The 14,458-nt window shown below is 70.5% G+C and carries 9 protein-coding genes and 1 tRNA gene; 5 read left to right on the top strand and 5 right to left on the bottom strand.

All coding sequences use genetic code 11. The features are described 5' to 3' along the window. The first annotated feature begins 1 nt into the window (after window position 1). Window positions 2-1,576 carry a hypothetical protein gene (locus tag ABT009_RS00990; RefSeq protein ID WP_351287991.1) on the top strand — a complete coding sequence of 525 codons (1,575 nt, stop codon included), beginning with the start codon at window positions 2-4 and terminating at the stop codon, window positions 1,574-1,576. Between the two features lie 429 nt (window positions 1,577-2,005). Next, entirely contained in the window at window positions 2,006-2,902 is an 897-nt protein-coding gene (locus ABT009_RS00985; protein ID WP_351287990.1) for an SCO0930 family lipoprotein, read from the top strand. A gap of 81 nt (window positions 2,903-2,983) precedes the next feature. On the opposite strand, the gene ABT009_RS00980 is transcribed toward ABT009_RS00985, so the two are convergent. The 4 genes from ABT009_RS00980 to ABT009_RS00965 form a co-directional block, all read right to left on the bottom strand. Further along, a complete protein-coding gene (locus tag ABT009_RS00980; protein WP_351287988.1) occupies window positions 2,984-4,528 on the bottom strand; it encodes an MFS transporter in 1,545 nt (514 codons plus the stop codon). A 288-nt stretch (window positions 4,529-4,816) separates the two neighbouring features. Continuing rightward, window positions 4,817-5,416, bottom strand: a complete 600-nt coding sequence (locus ABT009_RS00975; protein ID WP_351287985.1) for a lytic polysaccharide monooxygenase auxiliary activity family 9 protein — start codon at window positions 5,414-5,416, stop codon at window positions 4,817-4,819. Window positions 5,417-5,764: 348 nt separating this feature from the next. Next, window positions 5,765-7,099, bottom strand: a complete 1,335-nt coding sequence (locus ABT009_RS00970; protein WP_351287982.1) for an SPFH domain-containing protein — start codon at window positions 7,097-7,099, stop codon at window positions 5,765-5,767. 11 nt (window positions 7,100-7,110) lie between these two features. After that, window positions 7,111-8,475, bottom strand: coding sequence for a peptidoglycan-binding protein (locus ABT009_RS00965; RefSeq protein ID WP_351287980.1), 1,365 nt, complete (start codon window positions 8,473-8,475; stop codon window positions 7,111-7,113). Window positions 8,476-8,682: 207 nt separating this feature from the next. Here ABT009_RS00965 and ABT009_RS00960 point away from each other — a divergent pair. The 3 genes from ABT009_RS00960 (at window position 8,683) to glxA (ending at window position 13,234) form a co-directional block, all read left to right on the top strand. After that, window positions 8,683-8,756 (top strand) — tRNA-Lys (locus ABT009_RS00960). 525 nt (window positions 8,757-9,281) lie between these two features. Further along, window positions 9,282-11,300: a glycosyltransferase family 2 protein gene (locus ABT009_RS00955; RefSeq protein WP_351287977.1), complete on the top strand. Its 2,019-nt coding sequence runs from the start codon at window positions 9,282-9,284 to the stop codon at window positions 11,298-11,300. After that, on the top strand, window positions 11,297-13,234 hold the full coding sequence (gene glxA, locus ABT009_RS00950) for a radical copper oxidase GlxA (RefSeq protein ID WP_351287974.1): 1,938 nt from the start codon (window positions 11,297-11,299) through the stop codon (window positions 13,232-13,234). The genes ABT009_RS00955 and glxA overlap by 4 nt, the downstream gene beginning before the upstream one ends. A gap of 88 nt (window positions 13,235-13,322) precedes the next feature. On the opposite strand, the gene ABT009_RS00945 is transcribed toward glxA, so the two are convergent. Next, entirely contained in the window at window positions 13,323-14,399 is a 1,077-nt protein-coding gene (locus tag ABT009_RS00945; RefSeq protein ID WP_351287971.1) for a glycoside hydrolase family 6 protein, read from the bottom strand. Window positions 14,400-14,458: the final 59 nt, after the last annotated feature.

The raw sequence follows: 14,458 nt of genomic DNA, 5'->3' as shown, positions 1-14,458 counted from the left end.
GATGCGAGACGCCCCGACAACGACGACCCACCCGTGGCAGACGGGTCTGCGGCGGCGCAGAACGGCACAGCTCACGGCGGTGTGCGGGCTCGCGCTCGTCACCTGGCTGGCGCTGCCCGCACCGGCGCACGCGCTCGCTCCGGCGTCGGCCCGGGAGCGGGCGGGCCAGGTGCTCCTGGCCGAGGACCTGACGAAGTTCTATGTCGTCAGGTCCGCGCAGGACAACGGCGGCAAGCAGGAGACGCTGTTCGACATCGCGCAGCGCACCCTCGGCGACGGCAACCGGTTCGAGGAGATCCTGGTGCTGAACAGCGGGCGCGTGCTGCCGGACGGATCGGTGTTCGTCAGCCCGGACCAGCTGGTCCCCGGCTTCGCGCTGATCCTCCCGGAGGACGCCGACGGCTCCGGCGTCCAGTTCGGCGTACTGCCGCAGGCGAAGGCCACCACCGCACCGCGGCAGTCCGGGCAGAGCGCCTCGCCGGGCACGCCCAGCGCCTCGCCCGTGTCCGGCGCGGCGTCCGGCCGGGCGTCCGGTCCGTTCGCGGCGATCAGCGAGCGGGTCCCGCTACCGGCGCTGATCGGCGGCATCGCCGGGGTCACCGCGCTGACCGTGGTGATCGTCGCGCGACGCCCGCTCGGACGTGCCGCCCGTGCCACCGGCTCCGGCGTGGCCAGGGCCGCCAAGGTGCTCCGCCCGCGGCTGCCGCGCGGCCTGGCGCTGGCGCTGCGCCGCCGTCGCCGGGGCGCGCTGGCCAGACGGCTGGCGGCGGACACCCGGACTCCGGTGGTGGTCCGCCAGGCGCTGCGCGAACTCGTCCCGGCGGACGCGTCGGAGACGGCCCGCCCGGTCCGCGTCTACAGCGTCCTCGCCGAGCCCACCAAGCTGCTCGCCTCGGTCTCGGGCGCGAACGATGCCCCGGCGCCGTGGACCGCGCTCGCCCCGACCCGCTGGGAGCGCACGGGTCTGCCCTCGGTCGTCGAGGGCGATCCCGCGGCCGACATGGGCCTGGCCCTGCCGCACCTCGCCCGGGTCGGGGTGAGCGAGCGGGGAGCTCAGGTCATGGTCGACCTCGGCCAGATCAACGGCGCGCTCAGCGTCTGCGGCGACCTCACCGTCGCCCAGGACACCGTGGCGGCGCTGGTCCGGGGTCTGATGGAACTCCCCAGGCAGCGCACCGTGGTGGTGTCGGTGGACCCGAGCGCGAGCGCCCTGCCCGGGCTCAACGGCCTGGTACGGGTCCGCTCGGTGGCGGACGTGAAGGGCAGGGCCCCGGACGAGGTGCTGAACTCCGCCGAGGAGCTGGGCGTCGGCCTGGTGCGCGGCGCCGTCCGTACGGGCGAGATCACCGGCTTCATCGTGCTCCTCGAGCCCCCGACCGCGGAGGAGGCCCGGGCCCTGGCGGACCTCGCCTCACCCGAGGGCGGCGGCTGGATCGTGCTCACGGTCGGAGACGTCCCCGGAGCGCACTGGCGGTGGTACGCCGAGTCCGACGGCGCCGTGGACCTCGGTGTGCTCGGCCTACAGGTGGTCGTGCCCACGCAGACTCTGGCGGGCGCCGGAACCGGGCGGGTGTGACGGCGGTCCGGTGGCGTACGACGGCCTGGACCAGCCGCGTAGGACCGCCTCGCTGGGTATGCCGCCGCGAACCGGCCGTGTGAGACCACCTGAGTCGGCCGGGCATGACCGACGCGACGGCCCCGTATGACCAACCGGCCCGCCGACCGTGCACGGCCACGGCAGAACAGCCGGCCGACGAAAAGCGAAAGAAACTCACCGCCCCGGAATTGAACCGCCCCGCCGCTGAAGCCGTTTTCACGGTGACCGGCCCTGAGGGCGCCCCAGGCCCTTGAGGCGCTGGGGGAGGAATCCGGGACCCGATCTCCGCCCCGGCAGCCGGTCGACCTCCTCCCCGGCAGCCGGGGCGGACCTTTCCGGCGGAATTCAGGGGCGCCGGGCACAGCAGCCATTGAGACGAATTCGACGAAGGCAGAGAGGGGCGCAGCCATGCGCAAATTCACCTATGTTCCGGTCGCGTTGACGGTGGCGGCGGTCATGATGACGGCGGCGTGCGGGAGTTCCAAGGACACGGCCGCACCGGCCGCCGCCGCAAGCCCGGTCACGGCCACCGCGACACCCGCCGCCGGCGGCGACGCCGGAGCACAGCCCTCGGAGGCAGGCCGGCTGAGCGTCTGGGAGAGCGCCGAGCTGGGCCCGGTCGTGACCGATGGCGCGGGCTTCACCCTCTACCGGTTCGACAACGACACGGCGTCGCCGCCCGTCTCCAACTGCACGGGCGACTGTGCGACCGCCTGGCCCCCGGTCCCGGCGGACGGGGCGTCGGCGGGCCAGGGCATCGACCCCGCGCTGCTCGGCTCGGTGACCCGCGCCGACGGCACCAAGCAGCTCACGCTGGCCGGCTGGCCGATGTACCGCTACGCGCAGGACACGGAGCCCCGGCAGACGAACGGCCAGGGCGTGGGCGGCACCTGGTTCGCCGCGGCACCCGACGGCAAGAAGGCGACCAAGGCGTCGACCGCACAGGAAGACCTGCCCGCGCTGTCCACGGTGGCCGACCCGGAGCTCGGCGAGATCGTCCGGGACGGCAAGGGCCGTACGCTCTACCGCTTCACCAAGGACACCGACTGGCCGATGAAGTCCAACTGCCTCGGCGACTGCCTGAAGCTGTGGAAGCCCGCCAAGCCGGTGGACGTGAAGGACATCAAGGGCATCAACTCCAAGCTGATCAGCACCTACACCCGCCCCGACGGCACCAAGCAGCTCGCGCTCGACTGCTGGCCGCTCTACTGGTACACCGGCGACCAGAACCCCGGCGACACCAGCGGCCAGGGCGTCGGCGGCACGTGGTTCACGGTGCGGGCGGACGGCAAGCTGGCCAAGTGACGTGCACGGCGGCCGGGGCCGGGAGGCCCTGGCCGCACACAGACCGGAGGGCCCCCGAAGGCGAGGGCCCTCCGCGCGCGTTCAGCTCGTACCGGCCGCAGTGGCCGCCGCCGGCTCCGCCGCGGACCGGTGACCCTGGCTGTCGGACGCCGGATCCGGGCGGCGCATCAGCGCCAGTACGATCACGCCGCCCAGGAGTCCGGCGAACGAGGCGAGCAGCAGGGCGTCCTGCAGACCCGCGGCGAAGGCCGCGTGCACGTCGTGGGCGACGGCGGCACGCTCCTGCGGTGCGGCGCCGGCGATCACGCTCTGGGCGCGCCCACCGCTCACCGCGGCGGCCGCACGGTCCGCGTCGGGCAGGGCGTTCCCGTCACGCAGGACCCGGAGCAGACCGGCCTGGAAGATCGCGCCGAGCAGGGCGATGCCCAACGCGTTGCCCAGCTGCCGACCGGTGTTGAGGGCTCCGCCCGCCATGCCGGCGCGCTGCCACGACACCTGGGCCATCGCGGCGGACGCCATCACCGGGGTGGCCAGACCGACGCCGATCCCCGTGACGGCGAGGCCGGGCAGCAGCGTGAGCCATGTCGAGTTCGCGCCCAGGAGCGACTGCAGCAGCGCGCCCGCGCCGACGAGCAGCAGCCCGCCGCCGATGGTGAGCCGGGGCGAAGCGCCGTGCAGGAAACGCCCGGTGAGCGCGGAGGCGACGAACGCGGCCACGCTCATCGGCACCAGGGCCAGCCCGGCGGCCACGGGTCCCATGCCGCGTACGGACTGCAGCCACAGCGACAGGTACGCAAGGCAGGAGTATGCGGAAAGTGCGAGCAGGACTCCGCCGATCATGATCGCGGTGAAGGACCGGTTGCGGAACAGCGAGAGGTCCAGCATCGGATCGGATGTGCGCAGCTCGATCAGCACGAAGACGACCGCGGCCACAGCGCTCACCGCGAGCGGTCCGAGCGTCGCACCGTGGAGCCAGCCGTCCTCGCCGGCCTGGATCAGGCCGTACGTCAGCGCCCCGGCGGCCAGCGTGAAGGTGGCCATGCCGGGGACGTCGATGCGGGCGGCCCGCGGATCGCGGGACTCCTGGACGGCGCGCATGGTGACGAGCACCGCGACGACGGTGATCGGCAGATTGACGTAGAAGATCCAGCGCCAGCTGAGGTGCTCGGTCAGCAGCCCGCCGAGCACCGGTCCCGCCGCGGCCGCGGCTCCGCTGACCGCACCCCACACGCCGAAGGCGACGCCCCGGTCGCGGCCCTGGTAGGCGCAGCTGAGGAGAGCCATGGTCGTGGCGAACATGGCGGCCCCGCCGATGCCCTGGAGCGCGCGGAACGCGATGAGCGCGCCCGGTCCCGTCGCCAGCGCGCACGCGAGCGAGGCGGCGGCGAACAGCACGAGGCCGCCCACGTACACCGCCCGCCGGCCGATGCGGTCGGCGAGCGAGCCCGCGCCGAGGAGCAGCGCGGCCAGGGCGAGGGCGTAACCGTCCATCACCCACTGCAGGTCGGCGAAGGTGGTGCCCAGTCCGGCGGCCATGTCGGGCAGGGCGACGGTCACGATCGTGATGTCGACGAGCAGCATGAACGCGCCCAAGCACACCGCGATCAGCGGCAGCCACTTGCGCATCGGAAACCTCCGCGGTCCTCGCTCCGGCACCGTCGGCCCGGATGGGCGAGGAACCACGCATCCGCGGACGGCTCCCTCCCATGAAGCCCCTGATGTCGCCGGATTTCCGTGCGGCAGGGCGTGAAATGGTGAAAAAACTATAAAAACAGGTCCCTACGGGTGATGCGTCATCCCGCCCGTGGCTCGGGGCGGTTCAGCTCCGCGCACGTCGCGCAGCCGGGCGCGACGTGCGCGGAACCTATCTGCGGGTGGTACGGGCGAGCCCGGAGCAGAACCCCTGACCGGGCCTCAGAACTGCACGTCGGAGCAGGCGTAGAACGCGTTCGCCGTGTCGGCGATCGTCCACACCGCCAGGATGACGTGGTGCCCGCTCTTGCCCGAGGGGAGCGTGCCCGCGTGCGAGAGCGTGGCGGGCGGCTGACCGCTGTAGGGCACGGTCAGGAAGGGCGTGGCCTCGATGGCCGACCGGGTCAGCGGCTGGCTTTCGTTCCAGCCGTTCTTGGTGATGAAGTACTTGAAGTCGGTCGTGGAGTGCCGCGCCGTGAACTGCCAGCGGAAGGTGTAGCTCTGCCCGCCCGTGACCTTGGTCGTCGGCCAGGCACCGCCCGAGGGGGTCTTCGGGCTGTCCAGCGCGGCGAAGTTGGTGTGGTTGGCGGAGCAGATCTGCCCGTCGGCGGGGCCGGCGGCCGGGAAGCCCTTGGGCCCCTCGACGCTCTGCGGCTCGTACTGTATGGCGCCGCAGCCGGTCACGGTGCCGTTGGCACAGAGTTTCTGCCGGCTTATGGGGAGGTCGGTGTAGCCGTGGCTGCTGGCGCCGCCGGCCGAGAGCACGAGGGCGCCGGCCGTGGTGAGGCCCAGTAAGGCCGCGTATGTCTTCTTGCGTCGCATGCTGTCGCTCCTGGAGAACGTGGGGAGTTCCGTGAGCACGTGCGCACCGCGGTGGACCCGGGCACGGCCGAACGGCGTCGTCCGGCCGGGTCGGGACAGGCGGTCGTACCCGGGCATGACGGGACGTCAGGATGGGGTAGACCACTGGCATTTCAGGTCTAGACCAAGCCCAGATTATGGGCGTCGCTTGAACATGTCCATACCAATTACCGGGGAAGGGTTTGCCGCACGGCGGCGGCCCCGCCGGGGGCTGGGCTCGCGCGGTTTCCGCACGGCGGCCGCACCGCAGGCGCCGGGCCCGCACGGTGTGCCGAACCGGCGGCCGCACCGCAGGCGTGCCGGCGAGGGCTACGCGCCGTCGCTCGCCCGCCCCGTGTAGAACGCCACCGTCAAGTCTTTCACCAGCGCCTTGCGTTCGTAGTCGTCCAGTTCGACGAGACCGCGGGTGGTCAGCCGCGTCACGGTGTCCTCGACCGAGTCGACGACCGAGGTGAGCACCGTGTCGCGGTGCTGTGCGTCGAGCGCCGCGATCCGGCGGCGCTGCATCACGGCCGCCACCTCCGGGGCGTACTCGATCCTGACCGGCTGCACCGAGAACACCTCGATGCCGACCGGTTCGGCCTCCGCCGCGACGTACCGGGTCAGCGCGTCGGCAACGGCCTCCGTGTCGCGCAGCGTGGGCGCGTTCTCGAGGAGGGCCCCGCCGCCGGTGCCGGGGAACGGCGCGTCGGCCGGGCGCTGGGACGCCACCCGGGCCAGCGCCGCCTCGACGCACTCGCGCAGATACTCCTGGTGGTCGTCGACGCCGAGCAGGGCGCGCGCCGTGTCCTTCACCCGCCACACGACGAGCACGACGACGCGCAGCGCGACCCCGTTGGCGTCGACGGCGGGCATGGGCTCGCTGCGCCAGTGCCGCAGCCGTACGTCGACGCGGCGCCGCAGCAGCAGCGGATTGACCCAGAGCAGGCCGGTACGCCGGACGGTCCCCCGGTAGCGGCCGAAGTGCGTCAGCGCCCAGGCCCGCCCGACCTGACCCCGCGTCAGCCCGCCGAAGCCGAACATCGCGAGCGCACCGGATCCGGCGAGCGCCGCCCACTGCGCCGCCCCGAGCCCCGGCCCCGCGTATCCGGACAACCCGACGGCCCGCGCCACCAGATCGGGCAGCACGCCCGACCACCACAGCGAGGCCACGCCGCCCGCCGCGCCCACGACCCCGGCGAGCACACCGGCGGGGCCGGGCAGCGACCGCCCCGGCCACTCGGCGAACTCCGGGTCGTCCGCGCAGGCCGGACGCACTCCGACCCGCACCCCGGCCCGCGCCGCAACCCGCCCGGTGGCCCGCACCGCGGCCCGCCGGACGGCACGCGGATACGGCTGCGGCTGCGCGCCCCCCATCTGCGGCCCGCCCGTGTACGCTCCCCCGGCATTCACACCGCCCGCCTGCGGTCCGCCCGGCCGTGGACTGCCGCGGCCCACGAAGGCGGACCCCAGCGGCACGCCGGCTCCGTCCTCCCCCACGCCCGTTCCCGCTCCGACGCCCGCGGCCGCCGCCCCCGCATCGTCACGGAACAGCAGGTGGACGGGGATCTCGGTGGTGGACTCGTTCTGGATGAGCCTCGGCGGCCTGGCCCCGGGCTCCGGAGTCCCCTCGGGCCGGGGGGACTCCGATGTGGTCGTACTCATCCGTGCCTCCGTCATGAGAAGAGCCGTCGCCAGGTCTCGGGTCCCGGGTAGCCGTCGGCCGCCCCGCCGCGCCAGCCCTGGGCACGCTGGAACGCCTCGACGTTGCGCCGGTCACTTTCGCTCCAGCGGGGCCCCGGCCCCTTCGTGTAGTACTTGCCGAATCCCTTCTTCACCAGCTGCCGGCCCAGCTCGGTGACGTACTTGTTGGACTGCCCCGGCCGGAAATACGCCTTGCCGGGGAACGCGGGCACCGTCTTCCCGGCGCCCGAACCGTTTCCGCCGGTGCCGGTGCCGGTCCCGCCCGTGCCGCTTCCGCCCTTGCCCGGCGTCCCACCCGAGCTGGCCGCCTTCGGAATGTCCCGGCCCTTGCCGTTGACCAGGTAGTCCCAGGTCTTCGGTCCCGGAATCCCGTCGGCGCCGCTCCCCTTCCACCCCTGCGCCTGCTGGAACGCCTGGGTCGCCCTGCGGTCCGCCTCGGTCCAGCGCGGACCCGGACCGGAGGTGTAGAAGCGTCCGCCGCCGCGTGCGACCAGCATCTGCCCCAGTTTCGTTACGTATTTGTTGTTCGCGCCGGGGCCGAAGTACGCGGCCCCCGGGAAAGGCGTCGCCGCCTCCCCGCCGGAGCCGCCGCCCGTCCCCGTCTTGATGCCCTTGTAGCGGTACGGCACATAGCCCGCCGAATGGCTCCAATAGGCGTACGGCGTTGACTTTTTCCGGGCATTCGGGCGGACCTGTTCGTACGCGACGTAATGCGTGTGCGTGTAGTCCGTCCAGCCGCCGAAAACGGTGACGTGTGACCCGTTGACCGGGTCGGCGGGATTGTGGAAGAGAAGGATGTCGCCGGGCTGGAGCTGCTCCTTGCCGATACGCACCGCGTATGTACTGAGGCTTCCCGTCCATTCGTTGGTGCCGAGGTTCCAGACCATCGAGACAAAGCCCGAGCAGTCCTGCCGGTAACCGTCCGCCCAGAACCGCTCCATGCTGTACGGCACCTTCGCGGCGACCCACTGCTTGGCCCGGTTGATGATCTCCGCCCGGGTCGTCGGGGGCGCCGCCGGGAGCCGGTTGGCCGTGGGGCGGTTCCCCCCGTACAGCGGCGCCCTGCTGCCCTGCGGGGTGTCGGGCCCGTCGGCCGCCGGGGCGCCCGGCGGCCGCTCCGGACGCAGGTCGGCGGCGACGGCCGCGACCGGCTGGCCGGCGCCGAGCATGGTGCCCGCCGCGGCCGCGAGCACCAGGGCGCGGCGTGCCCCGTGAGCCGCGGGGTGCCCGCCGAGGCGGACCGGCAGGGAATGCGGCGCGACACGCCGCCAGTGAACACAGCCCGAGCAGTCACAGCCGCTCGCGGGATCGAATTCCTCGAATACCGGAGCAGTCATGAGATTTCCCTCACACCCCTGAAAGAAATATCCGCGCATCTGCACGATCGTCAGTTTCTCAACGGTCTGGCGATATCGCATGTTGACGGTCCGAAAGATGGAGTGGGGGCCCCTTCCGGTAGGCCGACCGTGCCCTCTGCGGGTTTCCTCGGCCCGGCGTGGACACGAGCACCCTCCGGACTCGGGTAGAGTTCTCCGGGTCAGCAGGCGCCGCTAGCTCAGTTGGTTAGAGCAGCTGACTCTTAATCAGCGGGTCCGGGGTTCGAGTCCCTGGCGGCGCACAGACAGGAAAGGCCCCTCGCGAGAGCGGGGGGCCTTTCTGGTGCCGGCGCAGGCCGGTCCGTTCCGTTGTGGGCAGGCGTTCCGCAGGGCTGGGGGCACCTCCCAGCGGTAGCTGAGGGCCCCACGACGGCGGGCGCCTTCACGTACGACCTGGGCAAACGTTCCTGCAGCACGCCCGCGGCCCTCGAGGGGCCGAGGCCGAATCCGACCCCGACCCGCCCGATAAGCCAGAAGTGCTCTTGCGATCATGATGAACGGCGTAGAACCCTTGCTGTGAGCTATTGGCTCCTATGAGACAGCAGGTACAAGCCAGTTGGCGGCTCGAACCGGTTGCCGGGAAGGGCGGGGAAAGGGGCCCCGTTCACGAACGGATGCCGAGGGGGGCATCATGCAACCGGAAGGTCGCTGTTCCATGTCTCAGGTGACGGTGGCCTGCCACTGACGCGTCCGGGAAGGTCGAGGGGGACCGGACCAGGCGTTCGGAACAACGAACACGCGGTGACTCGCGTGTGGGGGGATGACTCATGACGTCGACGCCAACGGGCGCCCGGCAGCAGTCCGACACGTCCCAGACGACCCAGCTGAGGGTGGTTTCGCAACGGACGGGCGGCTTTCTCCGGCTCAAGAAAAGTCTTCCGAGATACGACTACGAGCACTACAGCCGACTCGCCGGCCCCCTTACTCAACCCGATCCGACCAAGCCGTACAAGGTGCGGTACCGATCTTTGCTCTCGCAGGAGCCGCACCGCATCCGCGCGGCCCTGATGCTGGGCGCGGCTCCGCTGCTCTCCCTGGTCCTGCTCGCCTGGCTGCTGCAGCCCGAGCACTGGACGGAACGGGACTACCCGGCGTACGACTTCCTGCCGGCCCTCGACGTCGTCATGCTCGTCTCGATCGGCCTGATCGAGTTCTTCCGCTGCATGAATGTGTTGTCGAACGCGCACGCGACGCTCGTCGCCCGCGACCCGATCCCGGTGGTGCCCGAGACCGGCACCCGCGTCGCCTTCCTCACCTCGTTCGTGCCCGGCAAGGAGCCGCTCGAGATGGTGACGAAGACGCTGGAGGCCGCGGTCAAGCTGCGCCACCGCGGGCTGCTGCACGTCTGGCTGCTCGACGAGGGCGACGACCCGGAGGTGAAGGAGGTCTGCGAGCGCCTGGGCGTGCACCACTTCTCCCGCAAGGGCATAGCCAAGTGGAACCAGGCCAAGGGCCCGCACCGGGCCAAGACCAAGCACGGGAACTACAACGCCTGGCTCGACGCCCACGGCGACGACTACGACTACTTCGCCTCCGTCGACACCGACCACGTGCCGCTGCCGAACTACCTGGAGCGGATGCTCGGCTTCTTCCGCGACCCGGACGTCGGCTTCGTCATCGGCCCGCAGGTGTACGGCAACTACGACACGTTCGTCACCAAGGCCGCCGAGTCCCAGCAGTTCCTCTTCCACGCCCTGATCCAGCGCGCGGGCAACGCCTACGGCGCCCCGATGTTCGTCGGCACGTCCAACGCCGTACGCATCAAGGCGCTCAAGCAGATCGGCGGCCTGTACGACTCGATCACCGAGGACATGGCGACGGGCTTCGAGATCCACCGCCACAAGAACCCGGCCACGGGCAAGAAGTGGAAGTCGGTCTACACGCCGGACGTGCTGGCGGTCGGTGAGGGCCCGAACGCCTGGACGGACTTCTTCACGCAGCAGCTGCGCTGGTCCCGCGGCACGTACGAGACGATCCTCAAGCAGTTCTGGAAGGCGCCCTTCTCGCTGCCGCCCGGGCGCTTCTTCAACTACACGATGATGGTCATCTTCTACCCGATGTCCGCCCTCAACTGGATCCTGGCGGCGCTTAGTTGTGCGCTGTTCCTGGGCCTGGGCGCCTCGGGTGTGAACATCGACCCGACGATCTGGCTGATGCTGTACGGCAATGCGTCGGCGCTGCAGATCGGCCTGTACGTCTGGAACCGCCGCCACAACGTCTCCCCGCACGAGCCGGAGGGCTCGGGCGGTGTGGCCGGCATGGTGATGTCCGCGCTCTCCGCGCCCATTTACGCGCGGTCGCTGATGGACGCCGTGCTGCGCCGCAAGAGCAAGTTCGTGGTGACCCCGAAGGGGGATTCGGCCAGCCCGGACACGCTGTTCGGGACGTTCCGCATCCACCTGTTCTTCATTCTGGTCTTCGGCGCCTCGATGGGTGCCTCGTTCTACTTCGGGCACGCGCACCCGGCGATGCTCACGTGGGCCTCTTTCGCCCTCCTGATCACGGCCGCGCCGATCTTCGCCTGGCGCTGGACGCTGCGCGAGGAGAAGAAGAAGCAAGCCACGGCGCAGGAGCCGGGAGCCGTCGAGTCCCCCGAGGCACCGGCACCCGGCGCCGCGGCCCCGGGCACCCCGCATACTCCGCACGGCCCGCACGCGCCGCAGCAGAAGCCGAGCTGGGCCGCCGCCGACCGGGCGTCCGGCTCCGACCGCCAGGCCGCCGGCCCCGACCATCCGGCCGCCCCGGACCAGACCATGCAGATCGCCCTTGGGGGACGTAAGAAGTGAAGGACCACTCCAGCCGCCGCCGCGCCCGTCGCATTGCGATAGGCACGGCGGTGGTTCTAGCTCTGGCCGGCATGAACGGACCGGCCCTCTACCGGTTCGGGTCGGAGCAGTACCACCAATACAAGATCAACAGACCCGAGTACAAGGCCGAGAACGGGCACTGGGACGTCATCGACTTCCCGAAGCAGTACCGGCAGAACACGATTCACGCGGCGCTGCTGCACACCGGCAAGGTCCTTCTGGTCGCGGGTTCCGGAAACAACCAGAAGAACTTCGACGCGAAGAAGTTCGACACCCGGATCTGGGATCCGGTGAAGAACACCATCAAGAAGATCCCCACGCCCAGTGACCTGTTCTGCACCGGCCACACCCAACTCGCCAACGGCAATCTGCTGATCGCGGGCGGCACCAAACGGTACGAGAAGCTGAAGGGCGACGTCACCAAGGCCGGCGGCCTGATGATCGTCCACAACGAGAACCCCGACAAGCCGATCACGCTGCCGGCGGGCACCAAGTTCACCGGCAAGGAGAACGGCAAGACGTTCGTCTCCAAGGACCCGGTCCTCGTCCCGCGGGCCAAGAAGGTCTTCGACAAGAAGACCGGCAAGTTCCTGCGCAACGACCCGGGCCTGGGCCGTATCTATGTCGAGGCGCAGAAGAGCGGCGCCAAGTACGAGACGGGGACCCAGGACAACTACCGCGTGCAGGGCCTGACCGGCGCCGACGCCCGCAACACGTACGGCATCGCGCAGAAACTCGCCTTGGACAAGAAGGACTTCCAGGGGATCAAGGACGCCTACGAGTTCGATCCGGTCGCCGAGAAGTACATCAAGGTCGACCCGATGAACGAGGCCCGCTGGTATCCGACGCTGACCACGCTGAGCGACGGCAAGATCCTCAGCCTCTCCGGCCTGGACGAGATCGGTCAGCTGGTCCCCGGCAAGAACGAGGTATTCGACCCGAAGACCAAGAAGTGGACGTACACGAAGGACGTCCGGCAGTTCCCGACGTATCCGGCGATCTCGCTGATGCAGGACGGCCGGATGTTCTACTCAGGGGCGAACGCCGGCTACGGCCCGGACAACGTCGGCCGTGACCCGGGCATCTGGGACCTGAAGACGAACAAGTTCACCAAGGTCCCCGGCATGAGCGACGAGAAGCTGCTGGAGACCGCCGGCACGGTGCTGCTGCCGCCCGCGCAGGACGAGAAGTACATGGTCATCGGCGGCGGCGGGGTCGGCGAGTCCAACAAGTCCAGCAAGAAGACGCGCATCATCGACCTGAAGGCCGACAACCCGCACTTCGTGGACGGCCCCGAGCTGGAGAAGGGCACCCGCTACCCGCAGTCCTCGATCCTGCCGGACGACACCGTGCTGGTCTCCGGCGGTTCCGAGGACTACCGCGGGCGCGGCGACTCCAACATCCACCAGGCGCGGATCTACGACGCGAAGAGCAACACCCTCAGGCGGGTCGCCGACCCGCTGGTCGGCCGCAACTACCACTCCGGCTCGCTCCTGCTGCCGGACGGCCGCGTGATGTTCTTCGGCTCGGACTCGCTCTACGCCGACAAGGCCAACACCAAGCCGGGCACGTTCGAGCAGCGCATCGAGATCTACACGCCGCCCTACCTGTACCGGGACTCGCGGCCGTCGCTGAGCGGTGGTCAGACGACCATCAAGCGGGGGGAGTCGGCGACCTTCACGTCGAAGCACGCGTCGTCCATCAAGACGGCACGGCTGATCCGGCCGAGCGCCTCCACGCACGTCACCGACGTCGACCAGCGCTCCATCGCGCTGGACCTGAAGAAGACGGCGAACGGCGTGACAGTCACCATCCCGAAGAACCGCAATCTGGTCGAGTCCGGCTGGTACATGCTGTTCGTGACGGACGATCAGGGGACGCCGAGCAAGGCGGTGTGGGTCAAGGTGCCGTAGCGCTCCCGCAGGTTTCCTCTTCGGCTGCGGGTCCGTTGTGGCTGGTCGCGCAACCCGCCGCGCCCCTTTGGGGCGCGGCGGGTTGCCGCTATTTGGAGGCCTCGGCCAGCTTCAGCGCGTACTGCGGCCACCACTCGCCGGCCTTCGGGCCGCCCTTGCAGGTGCCGTCGGACTCGCCGGGGCGCTTGACCCACAGATACGCGTCGACGAGGTCGTCGCCCGTCTTGGTCGTGGGTGCCTCGCCGAGCGCGCGGCCCGGCGGGTTGCACCAGCGCTCGTCCGCTGCGCCCTCCGCGTACGGGCCGTTGCCGTTGCGGCTGGTGTCGATCACGAACGGCTTGTTGCCGACCTTCGCGGACAGCTCCTTGCCGTAGGTGATGCTGTCCTGGGTCGTGTAGAAGTTGGAGACGTTCACCGCGAAGCCGTCGGCCTGCTCGACGCCCGCCCACGTCAGCGGCTCGAAGATCTGGTCCGGCTTGCCCCAGCCCGCGTTGCCCGCGTCCAGGTACACCTTGGTGTTCTTCAGCGCCTTGAGCTTCGTGATGGCGCCCTTGAGGAGGTCGTAGCGCTCCTCGTGGAACTCGTCGGGCGTGCAGCCGTCGACGAGGTGCAGCACCGCGTCGGGCTCCAGGATCACCGTGGCGCCCCGGTCGCCGATGCCCTTGGCGACACCGTCGATCCAGGCGCGGTACGCGTTGCCGTCGGCGGCGCCGCCGCCCGAGTAGTTGCCGCAGTCGCGGTGCGGGATGTTGTAGAGGACGAGGATCGCGTCTCGGTCGGCCTTCTCGGCGGCCTCGGTGAAACCGCGCGCTTCCTGCTCCGGGTTCTCCGGGCCGATCCACTCCCCCGTGGGCTGCTCCGCTATCTTCCGGATCTGCTCGGCGTCTTCGTCCTTGCCCGCCTTCTCGTACGCGGCCACCTGCTTCGCGGCATTGCCGCCCGGATTGACCCAGTACGGATCCTTGTCCTTCGGCTGCTGCTGGACGGGCGTCTTCGCCGCGCCCTTCTTCGGCTGCTCGTCACCGGAGGAGAAGCACCCCGCCAGCAGCAGTGCCGCCCCCGCCAAGGCTGCCGACGCCCTCACCCCCCTGACGCCCGGCCGCGAACCGCGGGCTTCCGGGGAGCTCCCCGAACTGCCCCGGAATATGCCTGCATTGCGGTACATCCACTCCCCCTTGGGTGCACAGTCTGGCTCTCAATCCTGACATAGGTCGCCCACGGCCC

Origin of the sequence: Streptomyces sp. NPDC002896 (assembly GCF_040295225.1) — a bacterium.
Classification (GTDB): domain Bacteria; phylum Actinomycetota; class Actinomycetes; order Streptomycetales; family Streptomycetaceae; genus Streptomyces.
This window is presented reverse-complemented; position numbering and strand designations above follow the sequence as displayed.

Excerpts from the sequence above, each read along its gene's own strand:
- ABT009_RS00990 (WP_351287991.1), top strand. The coding sequence starts at position 2 with ATGCGAGACGCCCCGACAACGACGACCCACCCGTGGCAGACGGGTCTG.
- ABT009_RS00985 (WP_351287990.1), top strand. The coding sequence starts at position 2,006 with ATGCGCAAATTCACCTATGTTCCGGTCGCGTTGACGGTGGCGGCGGTC.
- ABT009_RS00975 (WP_351287985.1), bottom strand. The coding sequence starts at position 5,416 with ATGCGACGCAAGAAGACATACGCGGCCTTACTGGGCCTCACCACGGCC.
- ABT009_RS00970 (WP_351287982.1), bottom strand. The coding sequence starts at position 7,099 with ATGAGTACGACCACATCGGAGTCCCCCCGGCCCGAGGGGACTCCGGAG.
- ABT009_RS00965 (WP_351287980.1), bottom strand. The coding sequence starts at position 8,475 with ATGACTGCTCCGGTATTCGAGGAATTCGATCCCGCGAGCGGCTGTGAC.
- ABT009_RS00945 (WP_351287971.1), bottom strand. The coding sequence starts at position 14,399 with ATGTACCGCAATGCAGGCATATTCCGGGGCAGTTCGGGGAGCTCCCCG.
- ABT009_RS00955 (WP_351287977.1), top strand. The coding sequence starts at position 9,282 with ATGACGTCGACGCCAACGGGCGCCCGGCAGCAGTCCGACACGTCCCAG.
- ABT009_RS00980 (WP_351287988.1), bottom strand. The coding sequence starts at position 4,528 with ATGCGCAAGTGGCTGCCGCTGATCGCGGTGTGCTTGGGCGCGTTCATG.